The organism is Bacillus sp. FSL W7-1582 (assembly GCF_038593325.1).
In the GTDB taxonomy this organism is placed as follows: domain Bacteria; phylum Bacillota; class Bacilli; order Bacillales; family Bacillaceae; genus Bacillus; species Bacillus altitudinis.
In genome coordinates, this window is sequence record NZ_CP151987.1 from 3,551,000 (window position 1) to 3,565,748 (window position 14,749).

Genomic DNA, 14,749 nt, shown 5'->3' on the forward strand with positions numbered 1-14,749 from the left:
TAACCAGTAACAATCCTTCATAGCGATTGATCGTTATTCAATTTTATAAGCCTTTAGATACAAAAAAACCTAAATCATGCCTTATCAAAGATAGGGACAATGATTTAGGTTTTGCCTGCTTGACCAGTAACAATCCTAAAAGATTGTGGGTTATTGAGTTTATAGTTATAAATTAGCATGTTAATTTTGATATGTCAACGCTTTCTTTTTGATTTATTTTCTTTTTATGACTCGATCGATGTGCAAAGTTAAGTATAACATCTCATCTTCTATGAGACTTCGGTTGTATTCTTTTTGAACATAGTCATTAATTTTCTCCGCACATTGAAAAGCGGCTGTATTTTTTTCCTTTACCACTTCATACAGAAACTCATTTTGATTTTCCATTTGTGTTTCGTTAAACAGACGTTGTCCAAAAAACTTCAAATGCGTGACAAAACGGAAATAATTTAATGATTCTTCGTCCAAATCAATTTGGAAATGATACTTTACGATGTTCAAAATATCTTGAATCAGTTTTGTAATTTGAATGACATTCGGCATTTCCTCATTCAGTTCTGCATTGACAATATGCATCGCAATAAAGCCTGCTTCATCCTCGGGAAGATGGATGTTGAGCTTGTCCTGTATGATCCGAATCGCTTCTACACCACACATGAATTCCTCTTTGTACAGCCGTTTGATTTCCCAAAGCAAGGCATTTTTAATGTCCATTCCTTTTTGATGACGTTCAATAGCAAAGGTAATATGATCCGTTAACGTGACATAGATGCTGTCATTTAAATTTTTGTTAAGGGTCGTTCTCGCGTAATCGATAATTGCCTCACACACTTGCATATACTCGATCGGAATATCATAAAGCAGGGTTTTGAATTTTTCTGATATATCTTTATTTTGAATGGAAAATACTTTTTCGATACGTTCTTCGTCAATTGGGTCTCCGCTTTTCTTTTGAAACGCAATCCCTCTGCCCATAATGACCAGCTCATGCTGCTCGTCATCATACGCACTGACCACATTATTGTTGATTACTTTCGAAATGATCAATTGATCCCCCCCCAGTACATTCCGCTTTTTCGAGCATTTCATTGTTGATTGATATGTCATTTTATTATTATTTTCAAAAAAGAGGACTTTAAGATGATTTTACATTTTTTTTTGATACGGTCAACTAGAAAGAATGACATATTACCTCTCAGAAATGACGATTTAGGGGCAAAAAGGCTAAAAATAGACAAAAAACACTCTTCAAAAAGAGTGTTTTTTACAAAATTAGGAGCAATCCCAGTTATAGACAACATTTTCGAAATGTTTTCGTTTGAGGTCTTCTGGTTTGATAAAAAAGTTAGCAATGCCGCAATCTCCCCACAACATGTCCACTTCATCATCTGAGTCAATTTGCAATAATAGCACAGTATGTTCTTGATCTACATAGGTACGCGGGTCTTCTTGTGTAAAACCTGGGTATCCGCCAACTTTATGGCCAAAACCACTTGCTGTCTCATAAAATTCATCTAGCAATTGATCTGCTTCATCACCATCAATACCAACAGCATCTTCGAATAGATCCCAGCTTTGCTTTCCTGTGACTTTTTCAAAGCGGAAATCTTCTACACTGATCGTTTCGCTTGATAATTCACCTGTAATTGCACCTTCCTTCGTAACTGGAAAATAAAAATCGTCAGGAATTTTCACGAATGAAAAATCAGTCAATAAGTCTTCTTCAGCTAAGAAAGGTTCCTCAATAAATTTGATCCGAAAATCTTTTTGCTCTGTTTTATGGTCAATATTCATCCCATAAAGATCATCATGTACAGAAATAAACACTTGCAAAAGTCCTGTTTCTGGGTAATCTTTCAGCTTTGGCAGCTGGCCGAAATTGATTTGTGCCAGCAGCTTCATAGGATGGCCTTCTCCATCAACGGGATATTCGTCGTTTTTTGGGAAATAAGGATCACCTGCTATTTTGCTGTCATATGGTCCTGTTTTTCCTTGTTTTATCTGTAATTGAATCAGTGGTTTTTCAGTTTGATCTAGCAATGGACGGTAAGGCGCAAGTACTTCTTGCAGCTTTGCTGATTGTGTCAAGATGGTCTTCCTCCTTATGAATAGGTCTAATGATCAAAACAGGTCTCTCTTTTTCTATCATACAGAAGTGTAACTTCCCTGTCAGTGAAAAACCCGTCAATATCATGACAAAAAACTCACTTCAACACGTTAAAAAAACCTCCGATACGGCTGGAGGTTTTGTGATTCGTTTATTTATTTCACTTGATAATTCACTAAGTCTGTTGCCAATGTTTTCATCGTTTCGTTCGTTTCGTGCAGCCCCTCAATAATTTTTGTGAAAGTGCCAACGAGTTCTGCTTGATGTTCAGATGAAGCCACGATTTGTGCTATTTCTTCTTCCATTCCTTTGATAGAGCCTTGCACATCTTTTAGCGCTGTTTCAATATCAGTCGTTGCTTGCTTCGCGTGAGTAGACAGCTTTCTCACTTCCGTAGCAACCACCCCAAAGCCTGCACCTGCTTCACCGACTCTTGCAGCCTCAATGGATGCATTGAGTCCAAGTAAGTTCGTTTGATCAGAGATACCTTTGATGAGATTAGACACTTGATTGATTTTAGAGGAATTTTCGACAGTGGTTTTTGTATTTTGTAGAATTTGTTCACTTGTCGCTTGTAGTTCCTCTGAATGTGCAGCCACTTGCTGTACCATCGCGACCAGTTTTTCGGAAGCATCGTTACTTTCCGTCATAATGTGTTCTAATCGTTGTTGATTCGTTTGGTCATATGCTACACAGAAGGCAGCGATTACTTGACCATTTTCATCTTTAATCGGGACGGCGACGATGTCCATAGGAATACCGTACACCTCTTTAGGAATCTGGATAAATGATGGCTCTCTCCCATTTTTCAACATCGAAAAGTTTTGGAACCCGGGAGCTACAACGTCCCCTGCTTTAAACCCTAAGTCAATGTTCCCGTGCTGCTGATAATAAAGAACCTTCTCTTTCCCTAATACAGAAAAGGTTAGCTGCTCTCTCATAGCTAGTCCAACGATTGGTAAAGCGTCTATTATGTTATCAATTCTCTGTGACATTCGCTCACGTTCATCCTCTCTTTTTCTCAGTACACTCTCTTTATCGGTTCTTTATATGATCTATTACAGCCTGCAATGTGTACTAATATCAACCAAATGACCTAAGACATATAAAACAGCCACATTCTATCAAGAGAATGTGGCTGTTTTTAAAAAAAGAACATGCATATCAACACACTGATGACGATGAAAAAAAGATACATGCAGTCGATCCATGAAGTGCTGATGACATGATAATATGTTCTCTCCCTCGTCCCTGTGAAGCCTCTTGCTTCCATCGCAATGGCTAGTCGTTCAGATTTCCGTACGCCTTGCGTGAAAAGGGGGAGTGCATAACGTATAAAGGCTTTCCAGCTGTTTTTTTGCTTGTAACCTCTAATTTTATGTGCAGCCTTCATTTGCTTCAATTCACTTTGAAACAACGGGATAAACCGGAAGCCTGCCAGCATCCCATATGCCCATTTGGGTGACATTCGGCATTGATGGATTAAGCTCATCATAAAGGCCGTCAAATCAGTTGTTGATGTAAAAAGGAGACCAAATGTCACAAAGCCAAGCATTCTAAAAGAAATGGTCAGCCCATTTGTTAAACTCTCCTCTGTGATATGAAACCATGCCCACTTCCAAACTGTATGATCTCCCTTGCCAAAGGCCGCCATCATCCAAAACACGAGAATGAAAAAGAGCAGATAAGGTACAAGTCTGGTGATGAGGTATTTCAAATTCCAGCCGCCTAGGACAAGTCCAATTCCAAGTGCAAACAGCCAGATGATGAACGTCGTTTTAGGATCAGAAATAGCCATCAGACAGCACATCGCAAGGAGATGGGCGAGTAATTTCATGACTGGATTTACAGTGGATAGAAAGGAGTGATTACTTTGCAATCGTCATCACTTCCTTTCTTTCAGCCATATAGCGATAATGTAACGGCACTCTCAGCTCACACGAAGTGACAAGTTCCTGATGAGAAAATAAATCAAAAGGCGTACCATCATAAACATGCTCCCCTTGATGAAAAACAAGCACTTGATCAGCGCACTCATCAACGAGTTCCATATCATGTGTGACCATGATAATAGTGGTGCCTTGTCGTTGACGTTCTTTTAAACGCCGGATTAACTCCCTCGCCGTTTTCTCATCCTGCCCGAAGGTCGGCTCATCTAAAATGAGTACATCCTGATCAAAAAGAAGCATCGTGGCAACACTTAATCTTCTTTTTTGTCCTAAACTTAAGGTGAAAGGATGCACGTCTCTATGCTTCTCTAGGCCGAACTCTGCCAATAGCTGATTCGTTTTTTCTTGCACCACAGGCTCTGGCCAATTTCGCTGTCTCCCACCAAATGCGATTTCATCAAACACTGTGTCCTGTATAAATTGAAGTTCTGGATTTTGAAATACAAAGCCGGCTTTTTCATATAATGTTCGGTCAGACCACTTTTTCAGGTGTTTTCCTTTTAAAAAAATGTGACCTTTCTTTATTGGTTCTAAACGGATGACATGTTTAAGAAACGTACTTTTTCCGCTGCCATTTTCACCGATGATCGCAACCCAATCTCCTGCTTTTATATTAAGGTGCAGGTCATCTATAATGCTTTTTTTCCCGTAGCTTAATTGTAGATGATCTGTGCGAATAATGACCTCTCGATTTGTTGATGACAATTTCTCATGACGTTCTTTTCTCGCCTCAAAGGTTTGCAAGAGTGTTTGACTCAGTGGATGAAACGGATCTTGTACGATAGTGGACCATTTCTCGGGAAATATTTTCGGACGCCAAATGCCGGCTTCTTTCATTTCTCCCTCAAATGTGTTCATCACGTCTTTTGGCGTTCCATCTGCTATGATACGGCCTTGATGATCTAATAAGATCACCCGATCCATCCACTCGATGACACCGTCTAACACATGCTCCACAAAAATCATCGTCTGGTTCTGTTCAGCCGAAAGCTGCTGAAGCAATTGAAATATCTCCATTCTTCCTGCTGGGTCAAGCTGTGCTGTCGGTTCATCAAAGAACAGGACATCTGGCTCTAATGCTAGTAAACAAGCAAGCGCCAACCGCTGCTTCATGCCGCCAGATAAGATATGAATATCTGTATTTGGGTCAATATCCAGCTGTACCTTTTTCATGAGATGCTGAATCATGTCATCCATTTGTTCTCGAGGGACAGATCGATTCTCTAAGCTAAACGCAATTTCCTCATTGACTCGGTGCATACAAAACTGCGAATCTGGGTCTTGAAACATGACACCTGTATGCCTTTGCCGCATCACTTCTCCCTGTACTTCAGCTTCCATATGCTCTGGAATAATGCCAGCAAGCACAGAAATCAGCGTAGATTTCCCGCTTCCACTTGGTCCTAATATCAGCACCTTTTCCCCCTTTTGAATAGAAAGAGATACTTGATGAAGAACGGGATTCGGCTGTTCATAAAAACGGACAGTGAGATTACTGCACGCGAGAAATGAATCCATGCTGGTCACCCTTACTTCGTTTTTCTTTCATGATGGCATATTGATTCAGCACACCCGTTTTAGATAAGGCATCCACCACCACTTTTGCTAAGCAACCACCGAGTAACATACCGCTGATGACTTGAGTGACAAGTGTCATGAGTAACACTTGAGGCGTGTAATAGCCGAATCCATTGGCAATGAGACTATATGCCATTGCCCCTACTGCTGCAAAGGCACCAGACAACATGAGTGTCCACATACGATATCGCTTATAGCCAAATAGAGCGAAGGCGATTTCTGCTCCAAGTCCTTGGCATACACCAATCAAAAGCGCAGAAAGACCGAAGTGGCTGCCTGTCAGTAATTCCACGGCGGCGGCAGCTGTTTCTGCGATGAGGGCAGCTCCTGGCTTTTGGATAATGTAAGCAACGATTGGACTGGCAATGACCCAAATTCCGAACATGATGTTGCCTCCTGCTGGACCGACAAGGGCTGTAATCGGTAAATAAAGCGTCGACCACCCTAAATAGATGACTCCGCATGCCACTGATAAAATGACAGCAAGAACGACTTCTTTCATCTTCCATGTCATGAAGAATGCACCTCCATTTGGACTGGCCACTCTTCGACAGTAAAGGCCATTTCCCAGAATTTATACTCAAGCTGACAGCTTAAGATGAAGTGCTGTTTCATTTTCTCCTTTTCCTTCTCACTTGCTCCTTCCGCCCACTGATCAAGCCGTTTGCAAAGCTCCACTGTAACAGAGTCCGTTAACCCGCCATAAAACGTGATCCACTCATAGAATGGATGGGCAGGATCGGGCTCTACATCTCTGAGCATTCGTTTGCCTATTTCCCAATAGGTCCAAGGGCAAGGGAGCAAAACCGCAATGATTTCTCCTAGCGTCCCTTCCTCGGCGACTTGCAGCATGTGATGAATATAGTGATGAGCACTTGGCGCCAAAGATGCACCTTGCAGTTCATCATAAGCGACACCTGCCACCCGGCAAAGGTTTTGATGAGGATGTGTCTCACTATCAAGGACAAAAGCCATTTGTTGATGGAAAAAGGTAATGTCCTCTCTGTCTGTACATCTGCTAATGGCTGCCGCATAAATTTTAATAAAGGCATTTAAATATTCTGCATCCTGTTTGACATAATGAATGATCTGTTCCTTTTCGAGTTCTCCTGCTGCGAGTCCTCTCACAAACGGATGCTGATAAATCGCTTCAAATAATGGTTCTGCTTCTTGCCTTAATTGGGTTGAAAATGTCATAAAAAAAGCCTCCTCTTCTTCAGTTGAATAAATGAAAAAGCCACCCCAAATGGAGCGGCCTTCTTATCGATTCAATCATGAATAAGACAAGGTCCAGCTCCACTTCCCTCCGCTAGTACAAACTAGATCAGGTTCAAAGGGTCCAAGATTTCCTCTTGTCTCAGTCATACATGACTCCCCTAGTGGACTTTTGTCATTTAATTATCTTTACTCTACACATGTGGCGATTTGATGTCAACCGCCGATCTTAATTCAATGTATTGATCGTTGGCAGCTTCTCAATCCCTGCTGCATAGTAGAAATTAAGGACACTGAAAAAATCAATTGGCTTTCCTGTCTTTAAATCAACAGCCAAAATATGATCGCCGTAATTTGTCAGGTCATCAATGTCTAAACGCCTTGGCGTTGTCTTTCCGAGAGTATCAACAAAGCTGCTATGGTAGTACTGCCCACTAGCAAACGATGATTCATGATACATAAATAATGTCTCCACATCTAAGTAGACAAGAATGGCCTCAGAGGAACTCGCATATGGAGCAGAGTACGATACTGGTGCCGAAATACTTTTCACTTTTACACTGTCAACAGAATGCGTTCTCTGTTGATATTTTCCATCATATGAGAAATAAAATACACGCTCCCATTTATAATCAGCGGTCTTAGATTGTTTGTTATACACTTTTGTACCATTTGCGAAAACATCCCCATTGGCATACGAAGCAACAAAGTATTGCAATGTTGATGACAGGGATTCAGCACCTGTGAAATTTGGTGGGTTTTTTGCATTCACCTGTAATGTATATGAGTCTCCAAAGTCTCCACCGCTAGTAATACCAAACGCATAATCACCCGCTGGTAAATTGCTTAACGCAAGCAGACTGCCTGCCGGTTGAATCAGATCCGTTGGATAAGCTTGTCCTTCTTCATAATCAATAACAAATAACTGAACGAAATAATCAGCATTTGGAGAGGTAATCCTGCTGATGAGCGCCTGAGGGGACGATGTACTTAAGAACCATAAATCAACTGGATCTTCCTCGTTTAAAACTGCCGATTGATTAATGGCTAGTCCATCAATAGAGCGAACGGCAGACGTGCGCATCTTTCCATCTGCAGCCGCTTTTCGTTTAATACTTATTCCCTTTTTCTTATCTACTTTAAATGATTTTTTTACTTCCTTCTGTTGAACCGCAGTCCCTTTATCCTGCTTTTCAAACGACTCTTGCACTTGCTGAATGGCTTTTTCAGTCAGTGACGATACTTTTTCACTTGATTTTGGTGCATCTTCTGCTTTGATTGCTGGTGAAAATAAACCTGTTGTGACCAATAAAATAGACAGTAAGGCGGCGGTGATTTTGACATAAAATGCTCTCACAGGAACATCCCCTTTTCCCTAATTTGGGTTTTTTACCCTGTGATTATTTTACCATTTTTCTAATACTTGTTTTGGACTTTTTTAGGAAATTTTTATAACAAAAAACCAGCCGTATGAGTCACGACTGGTTTTTTTGATGATTTATGCAATGGTTTTGACAAATAAGCGTGCTGTTTCTGCACTTGATCCTGGATTTTGTCCAGTAATGATTTGTCCATCTACAACAGCGAATGGCGCAAATGCATCGCCTTTTTCAAATGCTGCCCCTTGCTCGCGAAGTTTTGTTTCCAATAAAAATGGAACTTTAGATGTCAGCTGAACAGCATCCTCTTCCTCATTTGTGAATCCTGTTATTTTCTTGCCGTCGATAAATGATTTTCCATCACGATCCTTCACATCAACAAAGGCAGAAACGCCATGGCAAACTGCCCCAACGGCTCCATTTTTGTCTGAAATCGCTAAGATCGCATCGGCAACCAATTGATTGGATGCAAAGTCGATCATTGGGCCATGTCCTCCAGCAAAGAAAATGCCATCATACTCAGCTGGGTTTACATCTGTCAGTGCCTTTGTGTCTTGAAGTAATTCATACACATCTTGATATTGTGCTGGAACTCCTTCAGGAATTGAATTTTTATCGATCGGTACTGTTCCACCTTTTATTGAAACAATTTGCACGTTGAGTCCATTTTCTTTAAAAATATGAAATGGCTCGGCCAATTCTTCTAGCCATAAGCCTGTTGGGTGTCCGTTCATTTCTGAGCTGCTTGTTGATACTAATAAAACGTTCTTGCTCAACTTTATCATCCTTTCTATTTATCATGTGGCTATTTTATATTTTGCACAATTAAATATCAAGCAATCAGACTTGGATACAACTCTTTATGTTATACCCGATTTTTTAAAAAATATAGCCTCACTTCAAATCTAATCATTCTGTCACATTCTATTGACAGGGAATTTCATGTAAAATTGTGATGAAATGATATAATATGAGAAACAATTGACAGACCTCTTGCGCTAGAGGGAATTTAAAAGGAGTGGAAAAAGAGATGAAAACCTATTCGATTGTGATGATTATCATCACGCTCTGTATCATATTGGCTGTCTTTTTAATGAATCTTACGGGCGTCATGTATGGAAAAATCATATTGGCTGTCGCTGTTGCCCTTTGTCTTACGTCCATTATTCGTTTGATGGGAATGCGTAAAAGATAAAAGCCGCCCTCTGGGGCGGCTTTACTGTGTAGACAAACCCTCGCATTCGGTGTCAGTCCTGCGCTTCGGTGCTCACCAATGTCAAATTCGCTCCGATGCTCGTCCTTCCTAAACTGCAAAGGTTTTCTATCACGCTGATAGGATTATATAGCCAGGATAAGTGCAATTAATGCAAGAAAAGCTGGTAACCCTTGTTTGATGATAATCGATTTATTAGACGTCACCCCGCCAAATACTGCTGCGATGAACACACAAAGAACGAAAAATAGCTGAATCATATATCCTACGGTATTCGAACCAAGAATGAGCCCCCAAATGAGTCCAGCAGCTAGAAAGCCATTGTATAGCCCTTGATTAGCAAACATCACTTTCACATTTGGATCCTTTTGTAAGTGTTCAGGCAGATTGAAAGATCTTTTCGCCATTTTTGATTCCATAAAAAACATTTCTAGTAACATGATGACAATGTGCTCTAAAGCGACAATTCCTACTAAAATCATTGCTAAAATATTCAATTTAGTGAATTCCTTTCTGATAGACGGTCTCGTATTTGTATTTTGTCCGTGTATAAATCAAAGTCTTGGATTAGCTCTAACGCCTCATGAAAACGACTTTGTGGAATGTCTTTCATTTTTCTTACACCAAATTCCTTTTTAATAAAAGCCATGATGGTATTAATATGAAGCTTACCGTGGCCATCATACTCTAAATGGCTGCAAAAAGTCTGCATCGTCCCTCGAATCACCTTTAATTGCTTGGCAGTGACACAACTCATTGGTAACGCTCATCCTTTCTTGGTTTTTTAACAACTAAAAAGAACATTGAATGAAAGAAAAACCTTCCAACCTCTATTATATAATGGTTTCATTCGGATATCAAAATAAAAAAGAACAAACATTCGATCAAAGACGAGTCATACGCTAAAAATCCATGTCTTAACGTATCAAAAAGCCGGATTCATGGATAGAATCCGGCTTTTTGTTTAGTTGCTTTTAGAAATTAATACCTTTCCAACAGAACGGTCCTTACTTTGTCCGACGACTTTAAAGGATAGGCCGTATGTTGGCACATCACGTCCTGCATCCGGGTTATTTGGATTCACATAGTTCTTTTTATCACTAAATGTACGCGTTGGGCGGATATAGCGATCCTCTAAGGTTAAGCCTGTTGTCGCTGTATAATCAATATTCAGCTTCGTGCTTGGATTCAAAGAGAATGCTGCATCATGTACTTGGAAACCTGTCGCTGCAATAGAGCCGTCACTCCATTTCAACACTTGTTGATCTGCATCTACGACTCCAAGGAAGCCGTTCCCTGGATGTTTTCCAACCCAGTTATCACTGTACGATTGATCGACGTACCACACGACCAAACCGTTATTATAGCTCATCAGACTTGCTCCTCGTTTGATATGCTTTAAGCCTTTATCGACATCAGCATAAGAGCGCCATTCTAGTAAATAATACTGAGCGGCATATTGTTTTCCATTAGATTGAGAGAATCCATTAAAAGTGAACGTGGACGTTCCCTCGGCATCATCTGACCACACTTTTGATCCATCTGCTGTAATCTTTAGATCATCTACAAATAAACCTGGCAGTGAATATCCTGCATCGGTTGTATAGCGGAATTGCAGATCGATCTTCTTCCCTGCATAAGCAGAAAGATCAAAGGATGCATCTACCCATCCATCTGATTTTCCATCGATGCCATTGCCTTCATTCGCTCCTGCCTCATTTCGATCATTCGTAATATTACCAGCAATGGTTGTCCATTTGTCTGTCCCAGTTTCACGAACTTCTACATACGCATAGTCATAATCTTCTTCGATATCGTACCATGCTTTAAACGTAAGCTCGGCTTTGCTTCCCTTCGACAAATCAATCCCAGATGTCGTCATGGTAGCATTCAAATTGTCACCTGTTCCGCTGAAGTATGAATATTGCCCTTGTGCAGGCTGAGTGACCACAATCTCTTTATCTGGCAAATCGACTCGAACCGCATCATGGTTGGTTCCTTTTGTTGCTGCTTCATCGATTAAAACTGTTTTGCTTTTTGTTAATGTCTTACCATCAATGGTTTTTCCAGAAAGCCAGTTGCCGCCATGCAAGTTTTGAAGCATTTCTTTTGCATATGGACTAAAACCTGTTGGTTCCGTACCAGGTACTTTACCTGCCCAGCTTCCGCTTGACATGATAGACCAATAAGAAACGGGCTCTCCTCTGCCTGTGTATTGTGTATCGTATTCATCAGGCAGACCAAGATCATGTCCAAATTCATGTGTGAACACACCTGCTGCGCCATCTTCAGGCTCAATCGTATAATCTAGAGCGCCTAACTTTCCGCCTTGACCCACTTCTGATTCAGTGTTTGGAATCTCAAATACATCACCAAGTGACCAGCGATGCGACCAAATCGCGTCAGAGCCAAGCTGTCCGCCGCCAGCTTCTTCACCTACGCCAGCGTGTACAACCATGAGGTGGTCAATGATACCGTCCGGCTCATTATAAACACCGTCCCCATCCATATCATAGCGGTCCCATTGATCATATTCACCAAGGTCAATGTTTGGATCCTTTGCCGCTGCTTCGAGGGCTTCTTTCACCAATTCGCGCGGTCTGCCGTCACTGCCTGATTCGTCTGGTACGTTCCCGCCATAATATGCTGCTTCATGCTTGGCTGTATACCATCCAGCTACTGTTCCACTAATCGTGTAGCTTCCACCGGACTGCTTTTCATAATACTGCTTCATAGATACTTTTCTTTTACCATCTGGACCAATGTAGCCATTTTTTCCGAAAAGCATATCTTGGTAGTGCTGCTGATCGTACTTGTCATAGTACATATCAGTCTCTTCTTTTTTAATACTATTATGCTTATAATCTTTAAAATCTACTAATAAGACCAAAACTTTATCATTACGGACGTCGCCTTTATATTTTTCCTTTTTCACCGGCTTTACTTGATTGCCTTCTTTTCCTTTATGCTTCTTTAACTTTTTCTTTTTGGCTAGTTTATTATGTACATTTTGTTTGTATTCTTTTAGGAATTCAGGTTCTTCTGTTAAGGTACTTGCGCTTTGTTTCATCGCTGCTTCTTCTTTTTTCTTTAGGTAGTTCTTTAATGCTTTTTGGGTTTCTGCCTCATTGGCATTCTTTTTGATCTTTCCTTGTTTTTTCAAGGCTTTGATGAGACGGTCTTCATTGACAACACTTGCGTCGAATGGAATACCTGAATAATGACCACCATCTGAGGATGTTGACTTTTCTGAGGTGTGGGCAGATAGAGGGGTGCTGAAAGCTGTCAATGTGCCTAAACTGAGGACAGCTGTTAGTGCGATGCTCGTCCATTTCCCTTTTTTCATATTGGTTCCTCCCTAATTTGGTAATAAATAATATCTAATTCTAGCATATTCCAATATACTTAAGTCGAAAAACATTTTATTTTCAGAAATTTTGTGGAAAATGCACAATACGAGATTGAAATAGGTGAAACGAATCGTCGAAAATAAAAGAACCCTAGGCTATAAATGCCTAGGGTGTTTGTTGTTTTTCTATGATAGCTGCTCTCCTTGATATGCAACAACATCAAGTGGAGCGGCTAAAAATTCTTTTGCCTTTGCGACGAAAGCTTGGAAATGTGCACTTGCATTATGGCTTTGAACCGCTGCTTCATCTTTCCACACTTCGACCATTAAAAAGGTGTTTTCTTTCTCTGTATCCTTGAAAAGCTTGTAGGACACATTTCCTACTTCTTCCTGTGAAGCTTTCATTAAACCGTTGATTTCTTCTAGAAATACGTTTTCTTTCTCTGGATGAATGGTCATCCCTGCATGAATAATAATCATATGATCGTCTCCCTTTTTTTAAAAATTATTTCCACTCTGTGATGCGATCGATCGGTAAACGGTAAGAAGCATAACCTTCGTCAGCCGCTTTCCCAATGGATAGAAGCATAACTGGTACATAGCGCTCTTTATCCCAGCCGAATGTTTCAGCGATGACTTCTTTGTCATATCCGCCAATTGGGTTTGTATCATAGCCATGCGCACGAGCAGCAAGCATCAGCTGCATTGACACAAGTCCACCGTCAATTAAGATCGTTTCACGATTCACTTGCTCTGGAAGAGCTTCAAAATGTGCAGTTAATGCAGCAATTTGTCTTTCTTTTACTTCCTGCGGCATGTAGCCATTTTCTACTGCTTTTGAATAAATTTCTTCTAAGTATTCATTGTTTTTCATATCTGCAAACACAGCGATGACAGCTGCTGATGTAGCTACTTGTGTTTGGTTGAATTTTGCGAGTGGTGCAAGCTTTTCTTTTCCTTCTGGGCTGTCAATGACCATGAAGCGCCAAGGCTGTGCATTCACTGATGATGGTGCTGTTGTTGCCTCTTCTAAAATCTCCGTCATTTCTTCTTTGCTAATTTTCACTGCTGGATCATAGTTACGAATGGAGCGGCGCCCTTTCATAATATCCATAAAATCGTTTGTTTTTAATGTTGTAGCCATGTGTAACACTCCTTTAGGTTGTTTGAATCTTTTCGATGTTTTGTTGTATACGGATGAGCACATCAGTGAGAAGCTTTCGTTCTTCATCACTTACGTTTTCAAGCATTTCTGAGATAAATCGTTCTTTTTCTTTTTTAGAAGCTTCGATTCTTGTTCTGCCTTCATCTGTCAGACGAACAAGCGTGACTCGATTATCTTCCGGCTTTCTTCTGCGCATGACCATTCCTTTTGTTTCTAACTGTTTTAAGTGACGCGTCACAGCTGCACTATCAATATTTACTTTTTTCTGCAAATCGGATTGGCTGATTTCGTCGGCTTGGAATAACAGTGATAGCAACTCCAGTCTTGATTGGCTGATGCCCGTGCATGCTTCGAACTTCACACCCATCATACGGTTCACACACTGCAAACGATATAATACCTCTGCTTCTTCAGAGCAAAATGCAGTCAATGCCATCCCCTCTTTTCTATTCAGATCAATTAGTTGATATATCAATCATTGACTCGTCAACTAATATACACCCATTGTTTCATGATTGCAAGAGGTTTGTTTCATAAAGTGAAATTTTTTATTCCAATTAAAAAAGACGAGCTTTTGCTCGTCGTAGACAAAGGGCTAAAATGTAGTTTATTTGAGCCCTTTGTCTTCTTTTCAGCGTGATAGAAAACCTTTGCAGTCTAGAAAGGACAGCTACTTTTGCGGAGCGAATTTGACATTCGTGAGCATCAGCGCGCAGGACTGACACCGAATGCGAGGGTTTGTCTTCACGCTGGGACGAGCTTTTGCTCGCCTTAAGAACTTGGTGTCGATGTTG

Annotated in this window: 15 protein-coding genes, 1 pseudogene and 1 riboswitch; of the genes and pseudogenes, 1 reads left to right on the forward strand and 15 read right to left on the reverse strand. The window is 40.6% G+C overall.

Features of this window, described 5'->3' with window-relative positions; translation table 11 throughout:
- Positions 1 to 213: 213 nt before the first annotated feature.
- The 9 genes from NSQ11_RS18350 to NSQ11_RS18390 form a co-directional block, all read right to left on the reverse strand.
- A complete protein-coding gene (locus NSQ11_RS18350) occupies positions 214 to 1,047 on the reverse strand; it encodes a PRD domain-containing protein (protein ID WP_017358647.1) in 834 nt (277 codons plus the stop codon).
- A 225-nt stretch (positions 1,048 to 1,272) separates the two neighbouring features.
- Positions 1,273 to 2,088 carry a YwqG family protein gene (locus NSQ11_RS18355; RefSeq protein ID WP_060832767.1) on the reverse strand — a complete coding sequence of 272 codons (816 nt, stop codon included), beginning with the start codon at positions 2,086 to 2,088 and terminating at the stop codon, positions 1,273 to 1,275.
- A 174-nt stretch (positions 2,089 to 2,262) separates the two neighbouring features.
- Complete coding sequence (locus NSQ11_RS18360; RefSeq protein ID WP_025208234.1) at positions 2,263 to 3,102, reverse strand: methyl-accepting chemotaxis protein; 840 nt, start codon at positions 3,100 to 3,102, stop codon at positions 2,263 to 2,265.
- A gap of 149 nt (positions 3,103 to 3,251) precedes the next feature.
- Complete coding sequence (locus tag NSQ11_RS18365; RefSeq protein ID WP_216099227.1) at positions 3,252 to 3,986, reverse strand: energy-coupling factor transporter transmembrane component T; 735 nt, start codon at positions 3,984 to 3,986, stop codon at positions 3,252 to 3,254.
- Entirely contained in the window at positions 3,976 to 5,574 is a 1,599-nt protein-coding gene (locus NSQ11_RS18370; protein ID WP_216099228.1) for an ABC transporter ATP-binding protein, read from the reverse strand. Before NSQ11_RS18370 ends, NSQ11_RS18365 begins: the two co-directional genes overlap by 11 nt.
- Positions 5,549 to 6,148 (reverse strand): ECF transporter S component, encoded by a 600-nt coding sequence (locus tag NSQ11_RS18375; RefSeq protein WP_019743666.1) that lies wholly within the window; start codon positions 6,146 to 6,148, stop codon positions 5,549 to 5,551. The genes NSQ11_RS18370 and NSQ11_RS18375 overlap by 26 nt, the downstream gene beginning before the upstream one ends.
- The gene (tenA, locus tag NSQ11_RS18380; protein WP_025208236.1) at positions 6,145 to 6,831 is read right to left on the reverse strand and encodes a thiaminase II; all 687 of its coding nucleotides are present in this window, start codon (positions 6,829 to 6,831) and stop codon (positions 6,145 to 6,147) included. The genes NSQ11_RS18375 and tenA overlap by 4 nt, the downstream gene beginning before the upstream one ends.
- Positions 6,832 to 6,918: 87 nt before the next feature.
- Positions 6,919 to 7,022: riboswitch (TPP riboswitch) on the reverse strand.
- Positions 7,023 to 7,078: 56 nt separating this feature from the next.
- Positions 7,079 to 8,206, reverse strand: coding sequence for a hypothetical protein (locus tag NSQ11_RS18385; protein ID WP_046344794.1), 1,128 nt, complete (start codon positions 8,204 to 8,206; stop codon positions 7,079 to 7,081).
- A 141-nt stretch (positions 8,207 to 8,347) separates the two neighbouring features.
- The gene (locus NSQ11_RS18390; RefSeq protein ID WP_017358640.1) at positions 8,348 to 9,004 is read right to left on the reverse strand and encodes a type 1 glutamine amidotransferase domain-containing protein; all 657 of its coding nucleotides are present in this window, start codon (positions 9,002 to 9,004) and stop codon (positions 8,348 to 8,350) included.
- A gap of 224 nt (positions 9,005 to 9,228) precedes the next feature.
- On the opposite strand from NSQ11_RS18390, the pseudogene NSQ11_RS18395 reads away from it, so the two are divergent.
- Positions 9,229 to 9,423 (forward strand): annotated as a pseudogene (locus NSQ11_RS18395) (hypothetical protein); the annotation flags it as partial.
- A gap of 143 nt (positions 9,424 to 9,566) precedes the next feature.
- Here NSQ11_RS18395 and NSQ11_RS18400 read toward each other — a convergent pair.
- The 6 genes from NSQ11_RS18400 to NSQ11_RS18425 form a co-directional block, all read right to left on the reverse strand.
- Positions 9,567 to 9,938, reverse strand: a complete 372-nt coding sequence (locus tag NSQ11_RS18400; RefSeq protein WP_007498006.1) for a DUF1304 domain-containing protein — start codon at positions 9,936 to 9,938, stop codon at positions 9,567 to 9,569.
- Positions 9,935 to 10,198: an ORF6C domain-containing protein gene (locus tag NSQ11_RS18405; RefSeq protein ID WP_008345710.1), complete on the reverse strand. Its 264-nt coding sequence runs from the start codon at positions 10,196 to 10,198 to the stop codon at positions 9,935 to 9,937. Before NSQ11_RS18405 ends, NSQ11_RS18400 begins: the two co-directional genes overlap by 4 nt.
- A gap of 207 nt (positions 10,199 to 10,405) precedes the next feature.
- Positions 10,406 to 12,787 carry an immune inhibitor A domain-containing protein gene (locus NSQ11_RS18410; protein WP_025208238.1) on the reverse strand — a complete coding sequence of 794 codons (2,382 nt, stop codon included), beginning with the start codon at positions 12,785 to 12,787 and terminating at the stop codon, positions 10,406 to 10,408.
- 189 nt (positions 12,788 to 12,976) lie between these two features.
- Positions 12,977 to 13,270, reverse strand: a complete 294-nt coding sequence (locus tag NSQ11_RS18415) for a putative quinol monooxygenase (RefSeq protein WP_046526801.1) — start codon at positions 13,268 to 13,270, stop codon at positions 12,977 to 12,979.
- A 25-nt stretch (positions 13,271 to 13,295) separates the two neighbouring features.
- Positions 13,296 to 13,934, reverse strand: a complete 639-nt coding sequence (locus tag NSQ11_RS18420; protein ID WP_017358636.1) for a nitroreductase family protein — start codon at positions 13,932 to 13,934, stop codon at positions 13,296 to 13,298.
- Positions 13,935 to 13,947: 13 nt separating this feature from the next.
- Positions 13,948 to 14,391, reverse strand: a complete 444-nt coding sequence (locus tag NSQ11_RS18425) for a MarR family transcriptional regulator (RefSeq protein ID WP_052320558.1) — start codon at positions 14,389 to 14,391, stop codon at positions 13,948 to 13,950.
- Positions 14,392 to 14,749: the final 358 nt, after the last annotated feature.

Coding starts and splice junctions, on each gene's coding strand:
- NSQ11_RS18360 (WP_025208234.1), bottom strand. CDS start 3,102: ATGTCACAGAGAATTGATAACATAATAGACGCTTTACCAATCGTTGGA.
- NSQ11_RS18370 (WP_216099228.1), bottom strand. CDS start 5,574: ATGGATTCATTTCTCGCGTGCAGTAATCTCACTGTCCGTTTTTATGAA.
- NSQ11_RS18375 (WP_019743666.1), bottom strand. CDS start 6,148: ATGACATGGAAGATGAAAGAAGTCGTTCTTGCTGTCATTTTATCAGTG.
- tenA (WP_025208236.1), bottom strand. CDS start 6,831: ATGACATTTTCAACCCAATTAAGGCAAGAAGCAGAACCATTATTTGAA.
- NSQ11_RS18405 (WP_008345710.1), bottom strand. CDS start 10,198: ATGAGTTGTGTCACTGCCAAGCAATTAAAGGTGATTCGAGGGACGATG.
- NSQ11_RS18410 (WP_025208238.1), bottom strand. CDS start 12,787: ATGAAAAAAGGGAAATGGACGAGCATCGCACTAACAGCTGTCCTCAGT.
- NSQ11_RS18415 (WP_046526801.1), bottom strand. CDS start 13,270: ATGATTATTATTCATGCAGGGATGACCATTCATCCAGAGAAAGAAAAC.
- NSQ11_RS18420 (WP_017358636.1), bottom strand. CDS start 13,934: ATGGCTACAACATTAAAAACAAACGATTTTATGGATATTATGAAAGGG.
- NSQ11_RS18425 (WP_052320558.1), bottom strand. CDS start 14,391: ATGGCATTGACTGCATTTTGCTCTGAAGAAGCAGAGGTATTATATCGT.